At 65.1% G+C, this 24,288-nt stretch carries 24 protein-coding genes; 9 read left to right on the top strand and 15 right to left on the bottom strand.

What is annotated here, in order from left to right; all coding sequences use genetic code 11:
• Window positions 1-14: 14 nt before the first annotated feature.
• The 5 genes from EF888_RS16445 to EF888_RS16425 all read right to left on the bottom strand — a co-directional run bounded on the left by EF888_RS16445 (window position 15) and on the right by EF888_RS16425 (window position 6,491).
• Window positions 15-1,631, bottom strand: a complete 1,617-nt coding sequence (locus EF888_RS16445) for an ABC transporter ATP-binding protein (RefSeq protein ID WP_109759783.1) — start codon at window positions 1,629-1,631, stop codon at window positions 15-17.
• Complete coding sequence (locus EF888_RS16440) at window positions 1,628-2,737, bottom strand: ABC transporter permease (protein ID WP_109759931.1); 1,110 nt, start codon at window positions 2,735-2,737, stop codon at window positions 1,628-1,630. The genes EF888_RS16445 and EF888_RS16440 overlap by 4 nt, the downstream gene beginning before the upstream one ends.
• A gap of 79 nt (window positions 2,738-2,816) precedes the next feature.
• A complete protein-coding gene (locus EF888_RS16435) occupies window positions 2,817-3,905 on the bottom strand; it encodes a microcin C ABC transporter permease YejB (RefSeq protein WP_109759784.1) in 1,089 nt (362 codons plus the stop codon).
• A 10-nt stretch (window positions 3,906-3,915) separates the two neighbouring features.
• A complete protein-coding gene (locus EF888_RS16430; protein ID WP_109759785.1) occupies window positions 3,916-5,781 on the bottom strand; it encodes an extracellular solute-binding protein in 1,866 nt (621 codons plus the stop codon).
• Window positions 5,782-5,969: 188 nt separating this feature from the next.
• On the bottom strand, window positions 5,970-6,491 hold the full coding sequence (locus EF888_RS16425) for a c-type cytochrome (protein ID WP_109759786.1): 522 nt from the start codon (window positions 6,489-6,491) through the stop codon (window positions 5,970-5,972).
• A 120-nt stretch (window positions 6,492-6,611) separates the two neighbouring features.
• Here EF888_RS16425 and EF888_RS16420 point away from each other — a divergent pair, with 120 nt between their 5' ends.
• Both EF888_RS16420 and EF888_RS16415 read left to right on the top strand, forming a co-directional pair.
• Complete coding sequence (locus EF888_RS16420) at window positions 6,612-7,442, top strand: prephenate dehydratase (RefSeq protein WP_109759787.1); 831 nt, start codon at window positions 6,612-6,614, stop codon at window positions 7,440-7,442.
• Window positions 7,442-7,945 carry a GNAT family N-acetyltransferase gene (locus tag EF888_RS16415; RefSeq protein ID WP_206508348.1) on the top strand — a complete coding sequence of 168 codons (504 nt, stop codon included), beginning with the start codon at window positions 7,442-7,444 and terminating at the stop codon, window positions 7,943-7,945. The genes EF888_RS16420 and EF888_RS16415 overlap by 1 nt, the downstream gene beginning before the upstream one ends.
• On the opposite strand, the gene EF888_RS16410 is transcribed toward EF888_RS16415, so the two are convergent.
• The 4 genes from EF888_RS16410 to EF888_RS16395 form a co-directional block, all read right to left on the bottom strand.
• Window positions 7,942-8,709: a FadR/GntR family transcriptional regulator gene (locus EF888_RS16410; protein ID WP_109759788.1), complete on the bottom strand. Its 768-nt coding sequence runs from the start codon at window positions 8,707-8,709 to the stop codon at window positions 7,942-7,944. The genes EF888_RS16415 and EF888_RS16410 overlap by 4 nt on opposite strands.
• Before the next feature lie 42 nt (window positions 8,710-8,751).
• Window positions 8,752-9,330 (bottom strand): GNAT family N-acetyltransferase, encoded by a 579-nt coding sequence (locus EF888_RS16405; protein ID WP_126918597.1) that lies wholly within the window; start codon window positions 9,328-9,330, stop codon window positions 8,752-8,754.
• The gene (gene rimO, locus EF888_RS16400) at window positions 9,327-10,685 is read right to left on the bottom strand and encodes a 30S ribosomal protein S12 methylthiotransferase RimO (RefSeq protein ID WP_109759790.1); all 1,359 of its coding nucleotides are present in this window, start codon (window positions 10,683-10,685) and stop codon (window positions 9,327-9,329) included. Before rimO ends, EF888_RS16405 begins: the two co-directional genes overlap by 4 nt.
• A 67-nt stretch (window positions 10,686-10,752) precedes the next feature.
• Complete coding sequence (locus EF888_RS16395; protein WP_109759933.1) at window positions 10,753-11,319, bottom strand: GcrA family cell cycle regulator; 567 nt, start codon at window positions 11,317-11,319, stop codon at window positions 10,753-10,755.
• Between the two features lie 486 nt (window positions 11,320-11,805).
• Between EF888_RS16395 and EF888_RS16390 the strand changes: the two genes are divergently transcribed.
• From EF888_RS16390 to EF888_RS16380, 3 genes are all read left to right on the top strand, one after another.
• Entirely contained in the window at window positions 11,806-12,981 is a 1,176-nt protein-coding gene (locus EF888_RS16390) for an aspartate aminotransferase family protein (protein WP_109759791.1), read from the top strand.
• A 71-nt stretch (window positions 12,982-13,052) separates the two neighbouring features.
• Entirely contained in the window at window positions 13,053-13,979 is a 927-nt protein-coding gene (gene argF, locus EF888_RS16385) for an ornithine carbamoyltransferase (RefSeq protein WP_109759792.1), read from the top strand.
• Window positions 13,980-14,060: 81 nt separating this feature from the next.
• Window positions 14,061-14,366 (top strand): hypothetical protein, encoded by a 306-nt coding sequence (locus tag EF888_RS16380; protein WP_109759793.1) that lies wholly within the window; start codon window positions 14,061-14,063, stop codon window positions 14,364-14,366.
• On the opposite strand, the gene EF888_RS16375 is transcribed toward EF888_RS16380, so the two are convergent.
• Entirely contained in the window at window positions 14,363-15,907 is a 1,545-nt protein-coding gene (locus EF888_RS16375) for a Ppx/GppA family phosphatase (protein WP_109759794.1), read from the bottom strand. The genes EF888_RS16380 and EF888_RS16375 overlap by 4 nt on opposite strands.
• A gap of 167 nt (window positions 15,908-16,074) precedes the next feature.
• Here EF888_RS16375 and EF888_RS16370 point away from each other — a divergent pair, with 167 nt between their 5' ends.
• Entirely contained in the window at window positions 16,075-16,860 is a 786-nt protein-coding gene (locus tag EF888_RS16370) for a crotonase/enoyl-CoA hydratase family protein (RefSeq protein ID WP_109759934.1), read from the top strand.
• Between the two features lie 3 nt (window positions 16,861-16,863).
• Here the strand turns inward: EF888_RS16370 and EF888_RS16365 are convergent, their stop codons facing one another.
• From EF888_RS16365 to EF888_RS16350, 4 genes are read right to left on the bottom strand one after another with little or no spacing between them, the layout of a single operon-like run.
• On the bottom strand, window positions 16,864-19,044 hold the full coding sequence (locus EF888_RS16365) for an RNA degradosome polyphosphate kinase (RefSeq protein WP_109759935.1): 2,181 nt from the start codon (window positions 19,042-19,044) through the stop codon (window positions 16,864-16,866).
• Between the two features lie 54 nt (window positions 19,045-19,098).
• Window positions 19,099-19,758, bottom strand: coding sequence for an HdaA/DnaA family protein (locus EF888_RS16360; protein ID WP_109759795.1), 660 nt, complete (start codon window positions 19,756-19,758; stop codon window positions 19,099-19,101).
• Window position 19,759: 1 nt separating this feature from the next.
• Complete coding sequence (locus EF888_RS16355) at window positions 19,760-20,086, bottom strand: TfoX/Sxy family protein (protein ID WP_109759796.1); 327 nt, start codon at window positions 20,084-20,086, stop codon at window positions 19,760-19,762.
• A complete protein-coding gene (locus EF888_RS16350; RefSeq protein WP_109759797.1) occupies window positions 20,073-21,152 on the bottom strand; it encodes an AI-2E family transporter in 1,080 nt (359 codons plus the stop codon). The genes EF888_RS16355 and EF888_RS16350 overlap by 14 nt, the downstream gene beginning before the upstream one ends.
• A gap of 156 nt (window positions 21,153-21,308) precedes the next feature.
• Here EF888_RS16350 and proS point away from each other — a divergent pair, with 156 nt between their 5' ends.
• Complete coding sequence (proS, locus tag EF888_RS16345) at window positions 21,309-22,646, top strand: proline--tRNA ligase (protein WP_109759798.1); 1,338 nt, start codon at window positions 21,309-21,311, stop codon at window positions 22,644-22,646.
• Here proS and EF888_RS21940 read toward each other — a convergent pair.
• A complete protein-coding gene (locus EF888_RS21940) occupies window positions 22,631-22,954 on the bottom strand; it encodes a hypothetical protein (RefSeq protein WP_146203003.1) in 324 nt (107 codons plus the stop codon). The genes proS and EF888_RS21940 overlap by 16 nt on opposite strands.
• 57 nt (window positions 22,955-23,011) lie before the next feature.
• Between EF888_RS21940 and EF888_RS16335 the strand changes: the two genes are divergently transcribed.
• A complete protein-coding gene (locus EF888_RS16335) occupies window positions 23,012-23,515 on the top strand; it encodes a MarR family winged helix-turn-helix transcriptional regulator (RefSeq protein WP_109759800.1) in 504 nt (167 codons plus the stop codon).
• The gene (locus tag EF888_RS16330; protein ID WP_109759801.1) at window positions 23,512-24,231 is read left to right on the top strand and encodes a ThuA domain-containing protein; all 720 of its coding nucleotides are present in this window, start codon (window positions 23,512-23,514) and stop codon (window positions 24,229-24,231) included. The genes EF888_RS16335 and EF888_RS16330 overlap by 4 nt, the downstream gene beginning before the upstream one ends.
• Window positions 24,232-24,288: the final 57 nt, after the last annotated feature.

The raw sequence follows: 24,288 nt of genomic DNA, 5'->3' as shown, positions 1-24,288 counted from the left end.
TCTGTTGCCGGGAGTCAGCCTCTGACCGACCCTGCAAGTGCGGCAGCCATCAACTCACGCGTGTATTCGGTCTTGGGGTCGTCGAAGATCTCGGCGGCGTCGCCTGCTTCGACGACGTCGCCTCGCTTCATCACCATGACCTTGTGGCTAAGTGCCCGCACGACTTTCAGGTCGTGGCTGATGAACAGGTAAGCCAGCCGGTATTTTCGTTGAAGCTCGCGCAGAAGCTGCACGATCTGGACCTGCACTGTCATGTCGAGCGCACTCGTCGGCTCGTCCAGCACCACCAGACGAGGCCGCAGGATCATGGCGCGCGCGATGGCGATACGCTGGCGCTGCCCGCCCGAGAATTCGTGGGGATAGCGATGCATGGTCAGGGGGTCGAGCCCGACCTCGGCCATGATCTCGGCCACCATCTCGCGCCGGTCGCGACCCTTCTCGACACCGTGGACGGTCAGGCCTTCCGAGATGATCTCTTCGATGGTCATGCGCGGGCTGAGGGAGCCGTAGGGGTCCTGGAAGACGATCTGCATCTCCGCGCGCAGGGGGCGCATGGAGCGCCCCGACAGGCCCTGAATATCCTGCCCGAGGAATGCGATACGCCCGTCGGACGAGATGAGCCGCATGATGGCCAGCGCCAGCGTCGTCTTTCCCGAGCCGCTTTCGCCGACGATCCCGAGCGTCTCGCCCTCGCGGACGGAAAGCGTGGCGTCGTTGACGGCTTTCACATATCCAACCGTGCGCTTCAGAAGTCCGCGCTGGATCGGGAACCAAATCTTCAGGTGTTCGGTCCCGGCCACGACCTCGGCACCCTCGGGGACCGGATCGGGATGGCCGGTGTTTTCGGCCGACAGGAGCCGCTGCGTGTAGGGGTGCCGAGGGTTCGAGAAAATGTCCCGCGTCAGACCCTGTTCGACGATGAGACCATCCTTCATCACCACGACGCGGTCGGCGATCTTGCGCACGATCCCCAGGTCGTGGGTGATGAAGAGCATGGACATGCCTTCCGACGCCTTGAGTTCGGCCAGTAGGTCGAGGATCTGCGCCTGGATGGTTACGTCGAGTGCGGTGGTCGGCTCGTCGGCGATCAGCAGTTCCGGCCCGTTCGCCAGAGCCATCGCGATCATCACTCGCTGACGCTGACCTCCCGACAACTGGTGGGGATAGGCGGTCAGCCGGCTTTCAGGGTCCTGGATGCCCACGCGCGTCAGAAGTTCGAGGATCCGCGTCCGCGCCGGGCGGCCGGACAGGCCCTGGTGCAGGAGGAGAGACTCAGCAAGCTGCTTTTCCAGCGTGTGAAGCGGATTGAGCGACGTCATCGGCTCCTGGAAGATGAAGCTGATGTCGTTGCCGCGCACGCGCCTCAGGTCGGGCTCGGATGCGTTCGACAGGTTGGTGCCGTTGAACCAGATCGGCCCGCCCGAAATCTCGGCATTGTCGCCCAGAAGGCTGACCGTGGACAGCGCCGTGACCGACTTGCCGGACCCGGACTCGCCCACCAGCGCCACCGTCTCGCCCTTGCCGACGGTGAAGCTCACGCCCTTCACCGCCTCGATCAGCTGCCCGTCCTGACGGAAGGACACCCGAAGGTCCTGCACGTCGAGCACGGTCGACGGGTCGGGCGCGCTCACTGAAAGGTCTTCCTGGGATCGAAGGCATCGCGCACGCCTTCGAAGATGAAGACGAGAAGCGACAGCATGACGGTGAACACCGTGAAGGCCGTGAAGGCCAGCCAGGGCGCCTGGAGGTTCTGCTTGGCCTGAAGCGTCAGCTCTCCAAGAGAGGGCGCCGACGAGGGGAGGCCATAGCCCAGGAAGTCGAGGCCCGCGAGGGTGCCGATGGTGCCGGTGATCAGGAAAGGCATCAGGGTCAGCGTGGCCACCATGGCGTTCGGCAGCATGTGGCGGAACATGATCGTCCGGTCCGACACGCCAAGCGCCTTCGCGGCGCGGACGTATTCGAAGTTGCGCGCGCGCAGGAACTCGGCGCGGACCACGCCGACGAGCGACGGCCAGCCGAACAGCACCATGATGAAGACCAGAAGCCAGAAACTTCGCCCAAGGATCGCGAAGAGGATGATGATGACGTAGAGCTGCGGTGTGGACCCCCAGATCTCGAGGATGCGCTGGAAGATCAGGTCCAGCTTGCCGCCGAAGTAGCCTTGGGTCGCTCCCGCGATGATGCCGATGAGGGAGGCCGCGGAGGTGACGATCAGGGTGAAGAGGATCGACAGGCGGAAGCCGTAGATCACCCGCGCCAGCACGTCGCGCTTGGTGTTGTCGGTGCCGAGGAGGTTGAATTCATCGGGCGGCGACGGGGCTGCGCCGCGGATGTCGACGATGGTGTCATAGCTGTAGGGGATCGGTGGCCACAGCATCCAACCCTCGTCGACCGGCTGGCCCAGTGCCGTGCCTTTCGTCTCGATCTCCACGAGGATCGCTTCGGGGTCGTCGTAGCAGTCCTCGATCCCACCCGACACGATCAGGCATTTGACGTCGCCGAAGGCATAGTCCGCTTCGATCCTCAGGTCCCCTCCGAAGGCCGTCTCGGGATAGAATTTGAAGATCGGCGTGTAGTACTCGCCCTGGTATTTCACCAGGAGGGGTTTGTCGTTGGCAATGAACTCGGCGAAGAGGCTCACTCCGAAGAGGACGGCGAAGATCCAGAGCGACCAGTACGCCCGACGGTTGCGGGTGAAGTTGCGCCAGCGGCGTTGGTTCAGGGGCGACAGCCACATCCGCCTGCGGCGCGGCACGACGATCGGCGCAGGATGCTCGGGTCCCGGCGCGCCCGGTGTCAGGTCCTTCACCGCCACCTCAGACCTCCCGCGCTTCGAAGTCGATCCGGGGGTCCACGAAGACGTACATCAGGTCCGAGAGGATGCCGACGACGAGGCCCATCAGGCCGAACGCGAAAAGTGTGCCGAAGATGACGGGATAGTCCCGGGCCACTGCCGCCTCGAAGCCGAGGCGCCCGATGCCGTCCAGCGAGAAGATCGTCTCGATGATCAGCGAGCCGCCGAAGAAGATGCCGATGAAGGCGGCCGGAAAGCCCGCGATGACGATCAGCATCGCGTTGCGGAACACATGGCCATACAGAATACGCCCCTCGGACAGGCCCTTTGCCTTGGCTGTGATGACGTATTGCTTCTTGATCTCGTCGAGGAAGCTGTTCTTCGTCAGCAGCGTCGAGAAGGTGAAGGCCGAAATCATCAGCGCCAACATCGGCAGGATGAGGTGCCAGAAATAGTCCACGACCTTGCCGAAGAGTGAAAGCTGCTCCCAGTTGTCCGAGGTCAGGCCCCTCAGCGGGAACCACTGGAAATAGGTCCCGCCCGCGAAGAGGACGAGGAGGAGGATGGCGAAGAGGAATCCCGGGATGGCATAGGCCGCGACCAGAACCGCCGAGGTCCAGGTGTCGAAGGTCGATCCGTCGCGGACGGCTTTGCGTATCCCGAGCGGAATCGAGATCATGTAGGCCAGCACCGTCGACCAGAGACCGAGCGAGATCGAGACGGGCAACTTCTCGAGGACGAGGTCCACCACGCTGATCGACCGGAAGTAGCTTTCGCCGAAGTCGAAGTGCAGGTAGTCCCAGATCATCTGAAGGAAGCGCTGCCAGGCGGGCTTGTCGAAGCCGAACTGCCTCTCGAGATCCTCGATGAATTCCTTGGGCAGACCACGTGCGCCGATATAGCCGGAATCGACCGAATCCAGCGCCTGCGTGGTCACGTCGCCGCTGCCGCCCGAGATCGTCTCGAAAACGTCCCCCGAGCCCTCGATGCGAGCGAGCAACTGCTCGATGGGGCCGCCAGGTACGAACTGCGTCAGGACGAAGTTGATGAGCATGATCCCGAACAGCGTCGGGATCACCAGAAGCAGCCGTCTGAGGATATAGGCGCCCATGTCGGTGCAGTTACCTCAGCGCGCCGGCGGAGCGAAGGGCGGCGGCCTTCTCCTCGTCGATCCACCAGTAGTCGAGGTAGCCGAGCCCGAATTCAGGCAGGTTTTCGGGATATTCGTACATGTCGTAGTACGCGACCCAGTTTTCCTGAAGCATCCACGTCGGAACGATGAAGTAGTCGTAGCGCATTATGCGGTCGATCGCGCGCACAAGCGCCGACATCTCGTCGTACGTCTCGACCTCGAGGAGGCGCTTGGCCAGGGTGTCGACGACGGGGTTGCAGTATCCCGCCGCGTTGAAGATGTCGTCTTTGTCCTCGCAGCCGAACTTCTGTTCCAGCCCAGACCCTTCGACCAGCCCGACCGAGTAGCCGTCGAAGCGCATGTCGAAGTCGTTGGCCTGTCGCCGCGTCTGGTATTGAGCGGGATCGACGCGGTTGTAGGTGATGTTGACGCCGAGCGCCTTCAGGTTTTCGACGTAGGGCAACAGGATGCGGTCGAAGCTCTGCGTATCCTCCAGAAGCTCGACATCCAGCGTTTTGCCCTCGGCGTCGCGCAGAAGGCCGTCGGCGCCAGGCGTATAGCCCGCCTCTGCCATCAGTCCCAAGGCCGCGCGCAGGTTGCGCCGGTCGAGCGGGCGGTCTCCGCTCTCGTGCGGCAGGACGGCCGGTTCGGTGAAGATTTCGGGAGGCAGCTGTTCGCGGAACTCCTCGAGGATGGCCAACTCGTCCCCTTCGGGGAGGCCGGTGGCCTTCAGCCGTTCGTTCTCCCAGAAGCTTTCGCGCTGCTGGAAGAGACCGTACTGCAGGTTGTCGTTCGTCCAGGTGAAGTTGAACATCCGGCCAAGCGCCAGCCGCACGTTGCGGTCGGCGAACTTGTCTCCGCGCATGTTGAAGACAAAGCCGCTGGCGTTGGGCAGGTTGCCGTCGGGCAGCTCTTCCTTCTTGACCCAGCCTTTCTGAACGGCAGGGAAATCGTAGAGCGTCGCCCAGTTGAGCGAGCTGTTCTCGGCGCGGAAGGTATAGACGCCGGCCTTGAACGCCTCGAAGGCGGCTGATGTGTCGCCGAAGTACTCGACTCGGATCGAGTCGTAGTTGCCCCGGCCCTTCATGAACCAGTGGTCGCGTCCCCAATAATCGGGATTGCGCTTGTAGATGATCTGACGGCCCGCATCGAGACTGTCGAGCATGTACTCGCCGGTGCCTGGGCTGATCTCGAGCCGGCTCTCGTCCAGCCGTGCGCCGGTCTCTTCGTACCACTTCTTCGAAAAGGGCGAGAGCGAGCCGAACTGGGTGATGAGACCCTTGCGCGGATAATCGGCGGCGAAGGTGAACTTGATCCGGTGCGGGTCCAGGACCTCGACCGTGTCGATCATCTCGCCGACACCCGCCCGATAGGACGGCGTGCCCTGTTCCAGCAGCAGGTCGAGCGTGAACTTGATGTCTTCGGCGGTCATCGGTGTGCCGTCCGAGAAGGTCACGTCGTCGCGCAGGTTGAAGATGACCCAGTCCCTGCTCTCGGGGTATTCGATCGTCTCGCACAGCACGCAGTAGTACGAGCCGATCTCGTCGTCGGTCGTCTGCATGATGTCCTCGAACCCGATGGTCGAGAGGGCGCCCCAGTTTCCGATGCCGGTCGCATAGGGGTTCATGCTGTCGAAAGTGCCGATGGCCGAGATCGAGATTTCTCCGCCCTCGGGCGCGTCGGGATTGACGTAGTCGAGATTCTGCGCGTCGGGTCCGTATTTCAGCTCGTCGTACTCGTTGTAACCGTGCGCCGTGATGATCTTCTCATCGCCCTGCGCGATCGACGGGCCGGCAGAGGTCATCCACGCTGCGGCAAGCCCGACTAGAACGGCCGGAAAGGGGACCTTGGTCATCGCTGCTCTTCTCCGTTCTGGACGGCGCGTTCCTGGCGCCTCTTACACTTGAACTTAAAGAGTGCGGTGTCGACTGCTCAAGCGGGAACTTCTGAACATTTGGTGAGGGCGCCGCGACCGAAGTGCCTAAAGAAACGAAAAGACCGGGCGCGTTGGCCCGGTCCGCCTGGTTGTCCTGTCGCCCGGGATCAGTTGTCGACGGTGTCGAGCCAGGCGATCAGGTTCGCGCGGTCCTCGACGCCCGGCAGGCCCTTGTAGGTCATCTTGGTGCCCGGAGCATATTCCTTCGGGTTAGCGATGAAACCGTTCAGGTTCTCGGGCGACCAGACGTCCGCCACCTCTTCGAGCGCACCGGAATAGCTGTAGCCTTCGACCGCGTCGACCGGCCGGCCGACGACTCCGTACAGCGTCGGACCCGTGCCGTTCTTGCCCGGCTCAACCGAATGGCAGGCCTGGCACTGGCGGAACAGGCGCTCGCCCGCCGCCGGATCCGCGGCTGCGAAGACTTCCTCGAAGGGAACTTCGGCCTCGGCCTCGCCGCCCTCGGTCCCGCCGTCCTCGACCGCGATGGTATAGGCCTGATGCGCTTCGCCGTCGTGGCTTTCGGCCTCGTGATAGATGAACTCGGCGAAAAAACCGCCCAGAAGGAAGATCAGGAAGGCGCCGCAGAAGCCGCCGACGATCTTCGTCATGGTCATGGTGTCGAACATGTCGCGTCCCGTATGATCAGGTCTCGCGGGCTTTTATCCGCTTCCCTTGCCAAGGCACAAGGGATAAGAGCCGCGACCAATCGACCATCTGCCGGTCACGGTTTTCAGACGCGGGGATACATGGCGGGACGCATCGCATTTCAGGGGGAACTGGGGGCTTATTCGCATCAGGCCTGCCGGGAAACGCGTCCCGGGATGGAGCCCTTGCCCTGCCGCACGTTCGAGGATGTCATCGAAGCGGTCGCCTCGGGCCAAGCCGAACTCGCGATGCTGCCGGTCGAGAACACAACCTACGGGCGTGTGGCCGACATTCACCGCCTGCTGCCTGAAAGCGGTCTTCACATCGTCGACGAAGCCTTCGTCCGCGTCCACATCAGCCTCATGGCCAACAGGGGCGTGACGCTCGATCAGGTCAAGACGGTCCGCGCGCATCTCGTCCTCTTGCCGCAGTGCGCCGCCTTCCTGAAGGCGCACGGCATCCGAAGCGAAGCCGCCGCCGACAGCGCCGGGGCTGCGGCCGACCTCGCGAAAAGCGGCGTCGGTGACGAAGGGGCGCTCGCCTCGGATCTCGCGGCCGAGATCCACGGGCTCGATATCCTCGCGCGGCACATCGAGGACCAGGACCACAACACCACGCGCTTCCTCGTCATGTCGCGTGAGGCTGACCATTCCCGCCGCGCAGACCGGATGGTGACGACCTTCGTGTTCAACGTCCGCAACATCCCGGCGGCGCTCTACAAGGCCATGGGCGGGTTCGCGACGAACGGCGTGAACATGACGAAGCTTGAAAGCTACATGGTCGACGGATCGTTCAACGCGACGCAGTTCTATGCCGACATCGAGGGCCATCCGGACGACCGCCCGGTTCAACTTGCGTTGGAAGAGCTCGACTATTTCACGACCGAGATGAAAATCCTCGGTGTCTATCCGGCTGACCCGCGGAGACCATGATGGAGCGGGTCTCGAAGGTCAGGACCTCCGACGAGATCGACACCGCACGCGCCCTCGTCTGGGAGTTCTTCGACTCCATGAAAGAGCGCTATCCCGACATGATCGACACCATCGACGACTACTTCGCCAAGCAGGATGTGGCGGGCGAACTCGCGGATTTCGCCGCCCGGTTCCTGCCACCCCGCGGCGAGGCCTTCCTTGCATGGCACGAGGGCGAGGCGGTCGGATTGGTGCTTCTGAAGCGTCATGGCGAAGGCGACGGCGAGATGAACCGCATGTTCGTCCGCGCAAGCGCGCGCGGGCAGGGGTTGGGTCGCGCGCTTGGCGAGGCGCTTGTCGCCGAGGCGCGGGCGCGGGGCATGGGGACCGTCTGGCTGGACGCGCTTTATCGCCACGTCGAGGCGCTGCCGCTCTACGAAAGCCTCGGCTTCGTTCGCTATACGAATACCGACGCATTCCACGGGAGCGACGCGCGCGTCATCCACATGAAGCTCGTCCTCTAACGCCCGCTTTCGTGGGCCAATCTCTGGCGCGCGATGCGCTCGTTCTTTTCGGCCTTGAGGTGATCGGTCAGCGAGCGGCGCACGAAGGTCATGTGCGCCTCGACCGCGGCCCGCGCACCCGCGGGGTCGCGCGCCTGAAGCGCCGTGTTGATCTCGCGGTGCTGGTCGAGAAGCATGGCCCGCGTGGCGCGCTGACGGAACATGATCTGCCGGTTGTAAAAGACGCCCTCACGCAAAAGATCGTACATCGACCGCATCATGTGCAGCATGACGACGTTGTGGCTGGCCTCGACGATGGCGAGGTGGAAATCGGCGTCGAGCCGCGCCTCGTCAGCCGGGTTACGCTTGCCGTGCGCCATCTCCATCCGCTGGAACACGCTCTCGACCACGGCGAGGTCGGTGTCGGATCCCAGACGCGCGGCACGCTCCGCGGCCAGCCCCTCCATGTCGCGGCGGAAGTCGATGTAGTCGAACACGGCCTCGTCATGGCTGCCGAACAGCCGGACAAGCGCGGGCGAAAAGCTTTGGCTGAGCGCGTCCGAGACGAAGATCCCGGCGTTGGCCCGTGCGCAGAGAAGACCGGCCTCCTCCAACTCGGCCACCGCCTCGCGCAGCGATGGCCGGGATACGCCCAAACGCTCGGCGAGGTCGCGCTCGGACGGCAGACGCTCGCCGGGTCGCAGAACGCCGCGCAGGATCAGAAGCTCGATCTGGCGGACGACGGACTGCGAGAGCTTTTCGGGCTGGACCTTCTCGAAAGGCATGTCGGGCCTCTGCTGCACGGAAGCCGAACCTATCGCGAAGGTTCAGCGCATGGCAAGGAACAGCCCGAGACCAAGCGCGCCGACGGCGATCAGGAGCCAGTACGCGGGATTCAAGGTATCGCGTCGTGCAGGTCCTTCGAGGCTCGGGGCGAGCGACAGGCGAAACTCCCGGTGCATCGGCGCGAAGTTCGCGGCGGTGAAGAGGGACTCGGAGGCGGCATTGCCGGTCCACACCTGGGCGCGCAGGTCCGTAGCCCCCATACCGCGCATCGCATCCGCCAGCGCGTCGAGAAGAAGGCGTCCCACACCGGTGCCGCGCGCGTCGCGGTCGACCGACACGTCGAGGATCAGGCCAGTGCGGTGATGCCTCTGCTCGGGCGCCTCCACCGGCACGATGGCGGCGCCCGCGTGTCCCAGGATGCGCGCGCCGTCGTGGGCTACGACCACCGCGCCCGGTGTCCGTCCCGCCAGAATGTCGGGATAGGTCCGCGCGCAGACCGGATCGTCCTTGCCCGAGAACATGTCGGGGAGGCGCGCGGCGTGCTCGGCCTGAGTGATGCGACTGATCTCGACCAGCCTCGGCACATCCGCGGAACGGGCCGGGCGGACCTCGAGGGTCACGCGCGCCGACCCCAAAGATCGTACTCGCCAGCCTCCTCGACCTCGACGGTCAGTATGTCGCCGGGAGCGAGACCTTCGAAACCCTCATCGATGAAGAGATGCCCGTCGATCTCGGGCGCGTCTGCCTTCGTGCGGCAGGTCGCGGCCTCGTCGTCAACCTCGTCCACGATGACCTCGAGACGGGTTCCGACCTTGGCCGCCAGCTTCGCTTCGGAAATGGCCTGCGCCTTTTCCATGAAGCGGTGCCAGCGTTCCTCCTTCACGTCCTCGGAGACGTGGTCGGGCAGCGCATTCGACCGCGCGCCGGCCACGTTCTCGTACTTGAAGCAGCCGACGCGATCCAGTTGCGCCTCGTCGAGCCAGTCGAGCAGGACCCGGAACTCGGCCTCGGTCTCGCCCGGGTAACCCACGATGAAGGTCGACCGAAGCGCGATCTCGGGGCAGACGGCACGCCAGGCCGCGATTTCCTCCAACGTCCGTTCGGCGGCGGCGGGACGCGCCATGCGGCGGAGCGTGTCGGGGTGGGCGTGCTGGAAGGGCACGTCGAGGTAGGGAAGAATCAGCCCTTCGGCCATGAGCGGCACGAGGTCCCGGACATGCGGGTAGGGGTAGACGTAGTGCAGGCGCACCCAGGCTCCGAGGGCGCCCAAGCCACGCGCGAGGTCGAGAATGGGAAACTTGGCGTCGCGCCCTTTCCAATCCGTGCCATAGGCCGACGTGTCCTGGCTGATGACCAGAAGCTCCCTCACGCCGTTCCCGACCAGCTTCTCGGCCTCGCGCAGGACGGCCCGTTCCGGACGCGAGGCAAGGCGACCCCGCATGTCGGGGATGATGCAGAACTTGCAGGCGTGATTGCAGCCTTCGGCGATCTTCAGATAGCTGTAATGGCGCGGCGTCAGCTTCACGCCCTGAGGCGGCAGGAGGTCGATGAACGGGTCGGGATCGGGCGGCACCGCGCTGTGGACGGCGTCGAGCACCTGCTCGTACTGGTGAGGCCCCGTCACCGCCAGAACCTTTGGGTGAGCGCCTGTGATATAGTCGGGCTCGGCCCCAAGGCAGCCGGTGACGATGACGCGGCCGTTTTCCTTCAGCGCCTCGCCGATGGCGTCGAGGCTTTCGGCCTTGGCGCTGTCGAGGAAGCCGCAGGTGTTCACGATGACCGCGTCCGCCCCGCCGTAGTCCGGGCTGATCGCATAGCCCTCGGCGCGGAGCCGGGTCAGGATGCGTTCGCTGTCGACCAGCGCCTTTGGACAGCCGAGCGAGACCATGCCGATGGTCGGCTGGCCGGCGCGGCGGTCCTCGGGGACGCGGGCGCGGGCTAGGTCGGGGCGCAGGTCTGGCGGGTTCGCGGACATGGCGCGGCTGATAGCGCGTTCCTCTCCGTGCGGGAAGGGTGTTCGGTCCGCCAGGAGGGGAACGGTCTCAGCGCCGCCGGTCCCGCCGGTTCGACATGGGCTGGAAGGCCACGCTGACGTGAGCGTCGCAATACGGCTTGCCCTGCTGGACGGCGAGACCGCAGAACCAGAAGTCGTCGGTCGCGGGATCGCCGATCGGCCATTTGCAGGTCCGCTCGGTCAGCTCCATCAGGCTGATGCGCTTGGCCGATTTCTCGACTTCGCGGACATTGGCCAGCGCTTCGGGGCTGATCTCGTTTGCCGACGGCTGGGGCGGGAGCGGCTGCCCGGCCGGCACGATCGGCTTGCGCGGAGTGACCGTGACCTCGACCACCTTCTCGGCCGGCTTCGCGGCAGGCTTGACCGGCGCCTTGGCGGCCGGAGCGGGCGACGACTGGGGCATGGCGGCCTTGGCAGGCTTTTTCTCGGGCATGGGCGCGGATGCACCGGCCCGGTTCGACAAGCCAAGGCGATGGACCTTGCCGATCACTGCATTGCGCGTCACGCCACCCAGCTCCTTGGCGATCTGGCTGGCAGACTGGCCCTCGGACCACATCTTCTTGAGGAGCTCAACGCGCTCATCCGTCCACGACATCTCGAAACCTGCCCTTTCTTTGAGGGCCATATTCTAGTCACCCACACCGCGGTTACAAGACGCGCTCGTCGTCGCGGTGTTTCGGGATTGCATCAAGTGCTCGGCGTTTCACGGGAATTTGCCTGTTTCGACCAACCGCTGCCACATTTGGCGCCCCTAGTGCGGCTCTGCCAGACCGGGATGGACCCCATGCGCCTCTTCCAGATCGCCCTTGCCCTCTTCGTTCTTCTCGTTCTCGCCGCCTGAGGACCCTCCCGGCGGATCAGTCGCGCAATCCTCTGACTTCGTTGGCGGCCGCGAGAAATCGCTGGTCAGACCACATGCGACGCGCTAGAGGGCGCCCCATGACGTACGCGATTCACTTCGCTTCCCGACGCCGACGCTGATCCTCAGCGTCCGCTTCGTCACGTCCACACCCCCTACAGTTCCGTTGACTCGACCTGCCCCTGCTGGCACGTCTTGGCCTCTCTCAGAAGGAAGATCCCGATGATCCCCTCGGTCCTGCCCACCTATTCCCGCGCGCCGCTTCATTTCGTGAAGGGCGAGGGCACCTGGCTGATCGACGACACCGGGCGACGCTTCCTCGACCTGGGGTCCGGCATTGCGGTGACGCTTCTGGGCCACGCCAACCCGATCCTCGTCTCGGCATTGACCGAGCAGGCGCAGAAGCTCTGGCACGTCTCGAACCTCTACGAGATCCCGGGCCAGATAGCGCTGGCCGAGATGCTGACCGAGGCGACCTTCGCCGACACCGTCTTCTTCACCAACTCGGGCACCGAGACGGCCGAGTTGGCGATCAAGATGGCCCGAAAGTACTGGTACGAAAAAGGCGACCCTGACCGGATCGAAATCGTGACGTTCGAGGGCTGCTTCCACGGCCGGTCGTCGGCGGCCATCGCGGCCTCGGGCGCCCCGAAGATGGTCAAGGGCTTTGGCCCGATGCTTCCGGGCTTCGTGCAGGTGCCCTGGGGCGACCATGACGCCTTACGCGCCGCAGTGACCGACCGCACCGCCGCCGTCCTGATCGAGCCGGTGCAGGGCGAGGGTGGTATCCGCGTTCTGCCCGACCAGTGCCTGAAGGGGCTGCGCGATCTCTGCGACGAGACGGGCGCGCTTCTGATCCTTGACGAGGTGCAGTGCGGCATGGGTCGGACGGGACGTCTTTTTGCCCACGAATGGGCGGGCGTGACGCCCGACATCATGATGGTGGCGAAGGGTATCGGCGGCGGCTTTCCCCTTGGCGCCGTTCTCGCCACCGAAGCTGCAGCCGCCGGCATGGTCGTCGGCACGCACGGCTCGACCTATGGCGGCAACCCGCTCGCCATGGCCGTGGGACAGGCGGTGATGAAGACGATCACCGCCGACGGGTTCCTGTCGGATGTGAACCGCAAGGCCGGCCTTCTTCGGCAGAAGCTTGAAGGTCTGGTCGCCGATCATCCGGATGTCTTCGAAGAGGTGCGAGGCGCAGGTCTGATGCTGGGTCTGAAGTGCAGGCCGCCCGCCGCCGACGTGGTCAAGGCCGGCTACGCCGAGGACGTCATCCTCGTGCCAGCAGGTGACAACGTCGCGCGGCTGCTGCCGCCGCTCACGATCAGCGACGACGAGATCGCCGAAGCCGCCCGACGCATCGACGCCGCCGCCTCCGCGATGGCAGCCGCCTGAATTCTTCTTGGACCAAATACTCCGGGGTCCGGGGCAGAGCCCCGGTCCGACCACCGAAAAGCCGAAACGCCATGAACCACTTTCTCGACATCCACCGGACAGACCCCGCCGACCTTCGCGCCATCATCGACGACGCCCGCGCCATGAAGGATGCGCGCGCCGGTCGCCCGAAGGGTGCGAAGGACGACGATCAGCCGCTCGGCGGCCATGTCGTCGCCCTGATCTTCGAGAAGCCCTCGACCCGGACCCGCGTCTCGTTCGACGTGGGCGTGCGCCAGATGGGCGGCGAGACGCTGGTGTTGACGGGATCGGAGATGCAGCTTGGCCACGGCGAGACCATCGCCGATACCGCTCGGGTCCTGTCGCGCTACGTCGACCTCATCATGATCCGCACCTTCGATCAGGACGCGCTGCTCGAGCTTGCCGAGCACGCCACCGTGCCGGTCATCAACGGGCTGACGAACCAGTCCCACCCCTGCCAGATCATGGCCGACGTGATGACCTTCGAAGAACATCGCGGCCCGATCGCGGGCCGGAAGGTGACCTGGTGCGGCGACGGCAACAACGTCTTCGCGAGCCTCGCCCATGCCGCCGGCCAGTTCGGCTTCGATCTGACCTTCTCGGGTCCCGAGACGCTGGATCCCGACGCGAAGGCGCTTGCCTTCGCCCGTGACAAGGGCCGTCCGATCATCATCGAGCGCGACCCCGAGACCGCCGTGACCGGGGCCGATCTCGTCGTGACCGACACCTGGGTGTCGATGCACGACAGCCAGACCACGCGCGAGAGGCGGCACAACCAGCTTCGCCCCTACCAGGTCAACGAGCGCCTGATGTCAAAGGCAAAGCCCGACTCACTCTTCATGCACTGTCTTCCCGCGCATCGCGAGGAGGAGGCGACCTCGGCCGTCATGGACGGCCCGCACTCGGTCATCTTCGACGAGGCCGAGAACCGGCTGCACGCGCAGAAGGCCATCATGCGCTGGTGCTTGGGCGTCTGAGCTGTCGGAGGGGCGCTGCCCCTCCGGACCTGCCCGGGATATTTTTGGACCGATGAAGGGCGGGGTGCTATATTGCGCTTCATGCGCTTTCTCTTTGTACTCCTCGCCCTCTCGATGACGCTCCCCGCCGCCGCGCAGGACGCCGAACCCGAGCCGGTGCCTGTGCCCGAACAGGGCATCGACCTCATGGGCGAGGCGCTGAAGCTCTTCATGCGCGGGCTGATGCAGGAGATGGAGCCCGCCATCGACGACCTGTCGGGTTTTCTCGACAACCTCGACGCCTATCATGCGCCCGAGGTGCTTCCGAACGGCGACATCCTGATCCGCCGCAAGACGCCGGTCGAGGAGAGCATCGAGGGCGCCGAAGAGGGCGAGATCGAACTCTAGCGGCCCTTCACCACGATCTCGACCTCCCCAAGGGCGGAGGCGAGGGATTTCAGCCGGGCTTCCGCCACCTCGCCATAGAGGTCGCGCGTGCCGGGGGCGAGGATCAGCTCAAGCCGCTTCTTCTTCGGAAAATACTTGAGAGAGCCCATCTTCTCGTTCTCGGACGCCGTCAGCATGGCACCGAAGCGAAGTGCCTTGCCCAGGATCTCGGCCTGTTTCAGGTCGTCTTCCTCGAGAAGCCCGAAGAGATCCTCGAAGGGCGAGCCGTCGCGGCTGTTCTTGTAGCGGTGAAGAAGCGCCACGCCCAGGAACACGCGTTCCTCGTGCGTCATGCCGCCGAGGTTCGCGCGGGTCGCCTCGTCGAAGCAGACTTCGTGGCGATAGTCGGGGTGCGCGCGCCAGCTCACGTCGTGGAGGAGGCAGGCCGCCCTCACGAGCCGCTTATCCGGGGCGCCGCGCCAGGTGAAGAGCGGCAGCACGAAATCGTAAAGGCGCGCGCCGAAACCGGGCATCCGCGCGTCCTTCGCCTCGGCGAAGCGGCAGGCCTCGATCAACGGGTCGCGGTCGCGGAGCTTCTGCGGCATCTGCTCGTAGAGCAGGCCCTCGCGGATGCCGTAGCTCGAGATCGCGATGTCAGTAGGTCTCAGTTCCCGTACGAGGTGTTTCAGGACCTGCGCGGCGAGGGGCACAAGCTCCATCCGGCTTTCGGACAGTCCGCAGCGCAGGCGAAGCTGCTCGATGTCCGAGGTCTCGATGTACTCGATCGTCGCGTAGACCGCCTTCCGGCTCATGCGGTATTCATGGAGGACCGCCAGAGGATAGCCGCGCCGGTCCATGTCGATCCGTGCGATGGCGCGCCACGACCCGCCGACGAGGAACAGCCGGCCCGGATCGCGGCCAATCTGGTCGCCCAGCTCTCGGAGCCCTTGGCTCAGGTGCGCCTTCAGCGCCTTCTTGCCCTTGATCGTCTTCAGCCTCTGCGGACCGAGCTTCGAGGACACGCAGCGGCCGACCTTGCCGCCCCTCAGTTCCGCCAGTTCCATCGACGAGCCGCCGATGTCGCAGACGAGGCCCTGCGCCCCGGGCCAGCCCAGAAGGACGCCCTGCGCCGAAAGGCGAGCCTCCTCCTCGCCGTCGATCACGAAGAGGCGGAGGCCGGTCTCACGCAACACGTCCTCCCTGAACGCGGGACCGTCCTCCGCCTCGCGCACCGCGGCTGTGGCCACAGCCGTCAACGGTGCGATCCCCATGGCATCCGCAAGATGCTGGAACCTTTTCAGCGCCTCCATCGCGCGAACCTTGCCCTGCGGGTTGAGCCGACCCGTCTCGGCGAGGCCGGCGCCGAGACCCGCCATGACTTTCTCGTTGAAGAAATACGCGGGCGACCTTGCCGCGCCGTCGAAGACGACAAGGCGGACCGAGTTCGAGCCGACGTCGACCACGCCGACGCGGCTGAGGGCACGCGCGGACGGATCGTCGAAAAGGGGGCGCCCGAAGGGGCCCCAATCCTCGGTGGTCGCGGACTCGCTCGCGCCGTCCATTCATGTCCCCCATGATGGTGCCGGGCGACACTGCACCCGGACCCCTCCGCGGTCAATGCCCGCGGCGTCCCCGTGACGCCACGAAGCCACGGCTGGGCAAGGAAAATTATCCGTGGACATTCCAGGGCGTGGGCAGGAACCTCGGCCGGCGCGACGAGGAGAGGCAGATGACGTTCGACACTGAATTCCTCGAGGTGAGCGACGCGGGCGAGGGCGTGACCGAGGTTCGTCTCGTCCGCGGCTCGAAGCGTAACGCACTGAACGCGCAGGCCGTCGAAGAGCTGGTCGAGGTCTTCTCGCGCCTGCCGCGCATCGGGGCCCGCGCCGCCGTGCTGACGGCCGAGGGCGACCACTTCTGCGCCGGCCTGGATCTTGTCGAGCATCACGCCGAGGAGCGTTCGGCGGCAGACTTCATGCACCTCTGCCTGCGCTGGCACGAGGCCTTCAACAAGATGGAATATGGCGGCGTTCCTGTCATCGCCGCCCTCCAGGGCGCTGTCGTCGGCGGCGGGCTGGAGCTGGCGTCCGCAGCGCATATCCGTGTCGCCGACCGAACGACCTACTTCGCCCTGCCGGAGGGGCAGCGCGGCCTTTTCACGGGCGGCGGGGCCACGATCCGGGTGGCCGACCTCGTCGGCAAGGGGAGGATGATCGACATGATGCTGACCGGCAGGGTCTACAAAGGCGAAGAGGCGATGGCGGTCGGGCTTTGCCAGTACCTTGTCGAGGATTCTCGCGCCAAGGCTTTCGATTTGGCGCGTGCCGCCGCGCAGAACCCGCCCCTGTCGAACTTCGCCATCTGCTCGGCGATCAGCCACATGCAGAACATGTCGGCGCTCGACGCCGCCTATGCCGAGGCAGTGGTGGCCGGCATCGTCAACACGCAGCCTGCGTCGCGCGACCGGCTCAAGGCTTTTGCCGACAAGTCAGGGCCGCGCATCCGGCCCGATTGAGGCTCAATCCTCGCTGTGGGTCAGCTCCGGCACGTCCGCCGCGCCCGCCGATCCTCGTCCCGACAGGGACGGGTTTTCCATGAAGAAGCGATGGCACGAGAAGGCCGTCTCGCCCTCGGGCGGCGCGATGCGGGCGTAGGTTCCGTCCGGTCCGAGCATCCAGCTCTGTGCCACGTCGGCGAGGTTCGCGGCCATGATCTGGCTGACGATCTGGGCTTTCACCGTGGGGTTCTTGCACTCGACGAGCGTCTCGACCCGGCGAGCGAGGTTGCGGCCCATCCAGTCGGCGGACGAGATGTAGACCCTCGCTTTCTTGTGCGGCAGACCGTGGCCCGCGCCGAAGCAGACGATGCGGCTGTGTTCGAGGAAGCGGCCCACGATGGATTTGACGCGGATGTTGTCCGACAGACCCTTCACGCCGGGTCTCAGGCCGCAGATTCCGCGGACCACGAGGTCGATCCTGACGCCGGCCTGGCTTGCGAGGTAGAGCGCATCGATCACGTCCGGCTCGATGATCGAGTTGAGCTTGCCCCAGATCACGGCGGGCTTCCCGGCCAGCGCGAATTCGGCTTCCTCAGCGATACGCTCGAGAAGCGTGGTCTTGAGGTTCAGGGGCGAGATCGACAGGTTCTCCAACCCCTCGGGCTGGGCGTAGCCCGACAAGTAGTTGAACACCTTTGTGGCATCGCGGCCGAGGGCGGAATCGCAGGTGAAGAGGCTCAGGTCGGTGTAGATGCGTGCGGTGATCGGGTGATAGTTGCCGGTCCCGAAATGGGTATAGGTGACAAGCTCGCCGCCTTCGCGCCGGACGACGGTCGAGATCTTGGCGTGTGTCTTGTAGTTCATGAAGCCGTAGACGACGTGGGCGCCCGCGCGCTCCAGCCGTCGCGACTGGCGGATGTTCGCAGCCTCGTCGAAACGGGCCTTCAGTTCGACAAGCGCGGTGACCGACTTGCCGTCTTCCGCTGCTTCGCACAGCGCCTCGACAATGGGAGAGTTGCGCGACGTCCGGTAAAGCGTCTGCTTGATCGCCACCACGTTCGGGTCGGCCGCCGCCTGCTTGAGGAAGCGGATCACCATGTCGAAGGTCTCGTAGGGGTGGTGCAGCAGCATGTCCTTCTGGCGGATCGCCGCGAACATGTCGCCGTCGTGGTCCTGAACCCGCTCGGGCACACGCGGCAGGAATGGCGTCCAGAGCAGGTCCGTGCGCGAGTCCAGCACGAGTTCCTTCAGGTCGCTGAGGCCCAGCATCCCGTCGAGCTCGACAACTTCGCTGTCTTCGACGTGAAGCTCGTCCATGATGACGCGCCTCAGCTTGCCTGGCGCATTGGCCGAGATCGTCAGGCGCACCACTTCGCCGCGGCGGCGGCGCTTCAGGGCGACTTCGAACTCGCGAACGAGGTCTTCGGCCTCTTCCTCGACCTCGAGGTCGCTGTCGCGGAGGACGCGGAACTGGCAATGCCCCTTCATGCCGTAGCCTGGAAACAGGCGTTGCAGGTGAAGAAGCAACAGCTCTTCGAGGGGCAGGAAGCGATGCTCTCCCGGCTCGGACGGCAGGGGCACGAAGCGGTCGACCTGCGCGGGGATCGGAAGAAGCGCGCGGAGCGGACGCTTGTCCGAAACACGCTCGAGTTCCAGCGCTAGCGAATAACCTTCGTTCGCGATGAACGGGAACGGGTGCGCCGGGTCGATGGCCAGAGGCGACAGGATCGGGAAGACCTGCGTCAGGAAAACCTGCTCGACATGGGAGCGGTCTTCGCGCGTGAGGTCGTCGCGGGAGAGAAGCGAGATGTTTGCGCTGGCCATCTCGTCGCGCAGGGCCTTCCACACCTCCTGCTGGCGTTCCAGGAGGCGGCGCGCGTCCGCGTTGATGAGGACCAGCTGCTCGATCGGGGAAAGCCCGTCTGCGGCGGGCGTGGTGTTTCCGGCATGGGCCAGCTCGCGCAGGCCGGCGACGCGCACGGTGTAGAACTCGTCGAGGTTCGTGGCCGAAATCGACAGGAACCTCAGACGCTCGAGAACGGGGACACGGGGGTTCTCGGCCTCCTCCAGCACCCGCCAGTTGAAGGCCAGCCACGACAGTTCACGGTTCATGAAACGGTCCGGACCGTCGAAGTCCTTACCCTCGGGCATCACGGCCGGAGGCAGGGGCGCGCGCAGGAAATCGGTCGGCGTGACGGTCATGGCCTTCGTGTTGCAGGGCATTGTGACATGAGAATGACGACTATGCCGGGGGGCCTAGGGCTTGTCCAGAACGGCCCTCGCCAGCGTTCGTGTCACAGCCCGCCCTTCGGCCATCGCGGCGCGGTCGAGCCGGTCGACAAGCTGTTGAGCGCCGGCGAAGGATCGTTCCATCCGCGTGGCGAGATAATCGATGACGGCGGGGGCGACCGCGATCTGACGGTCGGTGAAGAGCTTGACGAGGACGGCGGATAGAAGCGCGTCGTCCGGCGGCTCGATCCGCGCGACCTCGGTGGCCTCCAGTCGGCTCTTCAGGTCGGGCAGTTCGGCTCGCCAGCGGGCAGGGGCCTCGCGGCCGACGATCAGAAATGGAAGGCCCAAGGATGCAAGCCGGTTGTGCAGGTGAAAGAGCGCGACCTCGGCCTCGCCTTGAACGCGATCTGCATCGTCAACGGCGACAGGCTGGGCAATCGTGCCGATCTCGGTGTCGGAGAGCGCATGCGGCGTCAAAACCATGGCGCCCTGGGCCTCGGCCCAGACCTGGAGGAGGTGGGATTTTCCTGATCCCTCGGGACCGACCAGCGCCAGCTTCCCCTGGGTCCACGCAGAGGTGTCCTCGATCCGACGAACCGCCAGCGCGTTGGCGTCCGAGACGAAGAAGTCGCCACGGTCGCGCGATACCTTCGCGGGAAGCTCGAAGATCAGTTGCCGGGGCATCTCAAAGCGCTTCAAGCGCCCGCCGGGCCCAGGCGCTTGCTTCTTCCGGGTCGTCGAGCAGGGCCTCTGGAAGCGACCAGTAGGGCATGGAACGCAGCGTGTCCGAACCGTCGCGGGTATAGGTCCACCGCTCCCATCCCGCAGCGTCCAGGACGGCTACCATGTCTCCCGCGCCCTTGAGGCGAAGCGTTCCGTCGGACATGACGACCGCGAAGATGCGGCCTTCCTGATAGATGCCGAGACCTCCGAACATCTTCCGTGTCGTGATCGGACCTACGCCATCGAACAGCTCTCGGACGTTCTCGATCTGCGCGTCACTGACGGCCATCGGGCGTTCCCTGACCGGACGTGCCCCGGTACAGAAGGCTTTCCTTGTACCGCTCGATCCCGAACCGCGCCATGACGCCGAGCGCCGCCGCCACTGGTACGGCGACCAATAGACCGACGAAGCCGAACAGCGCGCCGAAGGCCGAGAGGGCGAAGATCAGCCAGACCGGGTGAAGCCCGACCGACGAGCCCACCAGACGCGGCGTGAGGATATTGCCCTCGACGAACTGGCCTGACTGAAAGATCGCCCAGACCAGAACGATCCAGATCCAGTCGCCCCAGAATTGGAACAGGGCCAGACCTATGGCCAGAAGGCCTCCCACCAGGGCGCCGACATAGGGAATGAAGGTCAGACCGCCCGCAATGAAGCCCACGATCAGGCCGAACTTCAGGCCCACGGCCATGAGCGTGACGGCATAATAGACGCCGAGGATCAGGCACACGGTGCCCTGGCCCCGGACAAAGCCCGCCATGGTGTCGTCGATCTCGCGGGCGAGGCGGCGGATGGTCGGCGCATGCTCGCGCGGGAGGAGCGCGTCGACCTTGGCGACCATGTTGTCCCAGTCGTAGAGCAGGTAGAACGCCACGACGGGAACGATGACGAAAAGCACGATCACGTTCACCAGCCCCGAGAAGGACGCGATCACCGTGTTGAGAAGCTCGCCTCCGCGCTCGCTGATGGTGTCGCCCAGGCCGGACAGCGACTTCCGCACCGACGAGTCGGCGTCGACGAGGCTGGGGAACCGCTCGGTCAGAAAGGACTGGAGGTTCGACGCGATCTCGGGTGCGGACGCGATCAGGTCGCTCGCCTGCCGCACCAGAAGCGGCACGATCACCAGGATCGCCACGACGAAGAGGAGGACCGCGAAAAAGGTGATGATGCCCGTCGCCACCGCACGGCTTGTCCCCAACCGCTGAAGCCGGTCTGCGACAGGGTCCAGCATGTAGGCCACGGCCGCACCGAGAAGGAAGGGCAGGATCACGTCGCCGAGGGCCCACATCAGGACGAAGAAGATCGCGGCGGCGATCCCCCAGTACTTGGCTTGCTGGTTGACGGGCAGGGCCATCTTTTCCTCGCAATGGCGTCACGCCATATCGCCCGGAGGGAGGTCTTCATGCAAGGCCCGTCTCCCGTCAGGTCGGGTAGGTCCGATGTTCCGACCCTTGTCTGGCCGAAGACGGGCCGCTACACCGGCCCGAACCCAAAGCGCGAGCGAGTTCCGATGCGCCTGTCCCGCTACTTCCTGCCCGTCCTCAAGGAAACGCCCGCCGAGGCGCAGATCGTCTCGCACCGCTACATGCTGCGCGCGGGAATGATCAAGCAGGCCTCTGCCGGCATCTATTCGTGGCTGCCTCTTGGCTTCAAGGTCCTGAAGAACATCGAGCGGATCGTCCACGAGGAGCAGCAGCGCGCGGGGCATATCCCAATGCTGATGCCGACCCTTCAGTCCGCCGACCTGTGGCGCGAAAGCGGGCGCTACGACGACTACGGGCAGGAGATGCTGCGGATCAAGGATCGCCACGACCGGGACATGCTCTACGGCCCGACGAACGAAGAGCTGATCACTGACATCTTCCGGTCCTACGTGAAAAGCTACCGCGACCTGCCGCTGACGCTCTACCACATCCAGTGGAAGTTCCGGGACGAGATCCGCCCCCGCTTCGGCATCATGCGCGGCCGCGAGTTCCTGATGAAGGACGGCTACAACTTCGACCTGACGAAGGAAGACGCGCTTCACGCCTACAACCGGCACCTGGTCAGCTATCTGCGCAGCTACGAACGCATGGGTCTTCAGGCCATCCCCATGCGCGCCGACGGCGGCCCGATCGGGGGCGACTACACGCACGAGTTCCTGGTCCTGGCCGAGACCGGCGAAAGCGAGGTGTTCTACGACAGCGAGATCACCGACCTGACCTTCGGCGACCGCGAAATCGACTACGACAACCACGCAGAATGCCAGGCGGTGCTAGAGGAGTTCACCTCGCGCTACGCCCGCACGGATGAGACGCACGACGCCGCCATCTTCAACGAGATCCCCGAGGATCGCCGCCGCTCTGCGCGGGGTATCGAGGTCGGGCAGATCTTCTACTTCGGCACCAAGTACTCCGAACCCATGGGCGCCACGGTGCAGGGGCCGGACGGAAGCCAGGCGCCGGTCCACATGGGTTCGCACGGCATCGGGGTCAGCCGCCTTCTGGGCGCGATCATCGAGGCCAGCCATGACGACAAGGGCATCATCTGGCCCGAGGGTGTGACGCCGTTCCACGCCGGGATCGTGAACCTTCGTCAGGGTGACGCCGCCTGCGATGCCGCCTGCGAAGGGCTGGAGAAGGCGCTGATCGCAAAGGGTCTCGACCCCCTCTACGACGACCGCGACGAGCGCGCCGGTGCCAAGTTCGCCACCATGGACCTGATCGGTCTGCCCTGGCGGATCACGGTGGGCCCCCGGGGGCTCGACAAGGGCGTGGTCGAACTCACCTCGCGCCGGACGGGGAAGAGCGAAGAGATGACCGCAGAGGCGGCCGTCGAGCGGCTGGTGCAAATCTACGAGGGCGTCTGAACCTCGCTCCACCAGCCGAGGTCCGCTTCCGCACCCCAGGAAGCAAGCGCAGCGGCGGTGTCGAACGCGCGCGCCCGCTGGGCTTCTTTCACCCGGGCCTTGATGGCGGGGATATCCGCCGTGGCGTCCCATTCGACCATTGTCTGCACTTCGATGCGGCCATCCGCATGAGTGCGTTCGGCGATCATGTCCCGCAGGAATCCCGATTGTGTGCGCAGGACTTCATGAGTTGCGGCAACGGCTTCAAGAAGCGCCGTTCTGTGTTCGGCTGGAAATTTGAACCGGTCGATACGAAATGAACTGGTCATGACGACTCCACTTTGACAACATGCTGTCAGACTAATGAACGACAGCACACTGTCAATATGGATGAGATGAATCCGGCACCCGATGCGCTTGGCCGCCTGATTTTCGAGGTGCTGCGCACTGCTGCCGCGCTCGATGAGCGTGGCGCCGAACTGGTTGCGCCGCTCGGTCTGACACCGGCGCGCTGGCAAGTGCTTTCGACGCTGGAATTTCTGGAGTCTCCGGAGACGGTGTCCGGCCTCGCCCGACGGCTGTCCCTGACGCGACAGTCGGTCCAACGGGTCGTGAACGATCTCGAGGCGGCGGGGCTTGTGGAGATGCGCGACAATCCGTCTGACCGGCGGGCGCGGCTCGCCACGCCGACGACAAGCGGTCGAAAACTCGCCCAGGACGCAGACGCCCTGCGGCGGCCCTGGACTGTAGAACTCGCGCAGGGTCTGAATGACGAACAGCTACGCATTGCCGTTGAATGCCTGGCCAAACTGCGTAATCGGCTCGACGGCGCTCGACAAATGCCGCCTGAGGGTTTTCAACCCTTTCGGGACAAGTTGGGGGAGACATGACACAGGCACTCATCACCTGGGGCGGCTGGCCGGGGCACGAGCCGGACAAGGTCGCCACCATCTTCCGCGCGATGCTGGAAGACGCCGGCATGGACGTCGAGGTGACCGACAGCCTCGCGTGCTTCGACGACGGCGAGGCGCTGCGTGGCCTCGACCTGATCGTGCCAGTCTGGACCATGTCGGAGTTGTCGAAGGAGGCCGCCGCCAACGTGTCCGAGGCGGTTTCGCGCGGCACCGGGCTCGCTGGCTGTCACGGAGGGATGTGCGACGCCTTCCGGTCGAACGTGCTGTGGCAATTCATGACCGGCGCAAACTGGGTCGCGCATCCGGGCGGGGACGGGGTGAATTATCGCGTCACGATCACCGATTCGGGTCACGAGCTGGTCCAGGGCATCGAGGGCTTCGATGTCTCGTCCGAGCAGTACTACCTCCATGTCGATCCCGCGAACCACATCCTCGCCACGACGCGGTTCCCTACGGTGACGTGGTATCACAGTGCGAACGGGCCGGTGGACATGCCGGTGGCGTGGACGCGGGCCTGGGGTCTGGGGCGGGTTTACTACAACGCCCTCGGCCACAAGGCCGACGTGATCGCGTCGGGTGCGCCCCGCGAGATGTTGAGGCGCGGGCTTCTCTGGGCCGCCAAGGGGCGAAGAGCGGCGGAAGCCTCGGGTCTCCGGCACGCGGACTTCGCGGCAGAAGGCAAGCATTTCTGACAGGTTGCGTTGTGGTCAGGTCGATTGCCGAGACAGACCTGATGCATTTGTGAATGG

Source organism: Silicimonas algicola (genome assembly GCF_003970735.1).
Classification (GTDB): domain Bacteria; phylum Pseudomonadota; class Alphaproteobacteria; order Rhodobacterales; family Rhodobacteraceae; genus Silicimonas; species Silicimonas algicola.
This window is presented reverse-complemented; position numbering and strand designations above follow the sequence as displayed.

Coding starts and splice junctions, on each gene's coding strand:
- EF888_RS16350 (WP_109759797.1), bottom strand. CDS start 21,152: ATGGCCCTGCCCGTCAACCAGCAAGCCAAGTACTGGGGGATCGCCGCC.
- EF888_RS16380 (WP_109759793.1), top strand. CDS start 14,061: ATGCGCTTTCTCTTTGTACTCCTCGCCCTCTCGATGACGCTCCCCGCC.
- EF888_RS16440 (WP_109759931.1), bottom strand. CDS start 2,737: ATGTGGCTGTCGCCCCTGAACCAACGCCGCTGGCGCAACTTCACCCGC.
- rimO (WP_109759790.1), bottom strand. CDS start 10,685: ATGTCCGCGAACCCGCCAGACCTGCGCCCCGACCTAGCCCGCGCCCGC.
- EF888_RS16390 (WP_109759791.1), top strand. CDS start 11,806: ATGATCCCCTCGGTCCTGCCCACCTATTCCCGCGCGCCGCTTCATTTC.
- EF888_RS16375 (WP_109759794.1), bottom strand. CDS start 15,907: ATGGACGGCGCGAGCGAGTCCGCGACCACCGAGGATTGGGGCCCCTTC.
- proS (WP_109759798.1), top strand. CDS start 21,309: ATGCGCCTGTCCCGCTACTTCCTGCCCGTCCTCAAGGAAACGCCCGCC.
- EF888_RS16335 (WP_109759800.1), top strand. CDS start 23,012: ATGGATGAGATGAATCCGGCACCCGATGCGCTTGGCCGCCTGATTTTC.
- argF (WP_109759792.1), top strand. CDS start 13,053: ATGAACCACTTTCTCGACATCCACCGGACAGACCCCGCCGACCTTCGC.
- EF888_RS16415 (WP_206508348.1), top strand. CDS start 7,442: ATGGAGCGGGTCTCGAAGGTCAGGACCTCCGACGAGATCGACACCGCA.
- EF888_RS16420 (WP_109759787.1), top strand. CDS start 6,612: ATGGCGGGACGCATCGCATTTCAGGGGGAACTGGGGGCTTATTCGCAT.
- EF888_RS16395 (WP_109759933.1), bottom strand. CDS start 11,319: ATGTCGTGGACGGATGAGCGCGTTGAGCTCCTCAAGAAGATGTGGTCC.
- EF888_RS16330 (WP_109759801.1), top strand. CDS start 23,512: ATGACACAGGCACTCATCACCTGGGGCGGCTGGCCGGGGCACGAGCCG.
- EF888_RS16425 (WP_109759786.1), bottom strand. CDS start 6,491: ATGTTCGACACCATGACCATGACGAAGATCGTCGGCGGCTTCTGCGGC.
- EF888_RS16430 (WP_109759785.1), bottom strand. CDS start 5,781: ATGACCAAGGTCCCCTTTCCGGCCGTTCTAGTCGGGCTTGCCGCAGCG.
- EF888_RS16410 (WP_109759788.1), bottom strand. CDS start 8,709: ATGCCTTTCGAGAAGGTCCAGCCCGAAAAGCTCTCGCAGTCCGTCGTC.
- EF888_RS16355 (WP_109759796.1), bottom strand. CDS start 20,086: ATGGCCGTCAGTGACGCGCAGATCGAGAACGTCCGAGAGCTGTTCGAT.
- EF888_RS16370 (WP_109759934.1), top strand. CDS start 16,075: ATGACGTTCGACACTGAATTCCTCGAGGTGAGCGACGCGGGCGAGGGC.
- EF888_RS16365 (WP_109759935.1), bottom strand. CDS start 19,044: ATGACCGTCACGCCGACCGATTTCCTGCGCGCGCCCCTGCCTCCGGCC.
- EF888_RS16435 (WP_109759784.1), bottom strand. CDS start 3,905: ATGGGCGCCTATATCCTCAGACGGCTGCTTCTGGTGATCCCGACGCTG.
- EF888_RS16360 (WP_109759795.1), bottom strand. CDS start 19,758: ATGCCCCGGCAACTGATCTTCGAGCTTCCCGCGAAGGTATCGCGCGAC.
- EF888_RS21940 (WP_146203003.1), bottom strand. CDS start 22,954: ATGACCAGTTCATTTCGTATCGACCGGTTCAAATTTCCAGCCGAACAC.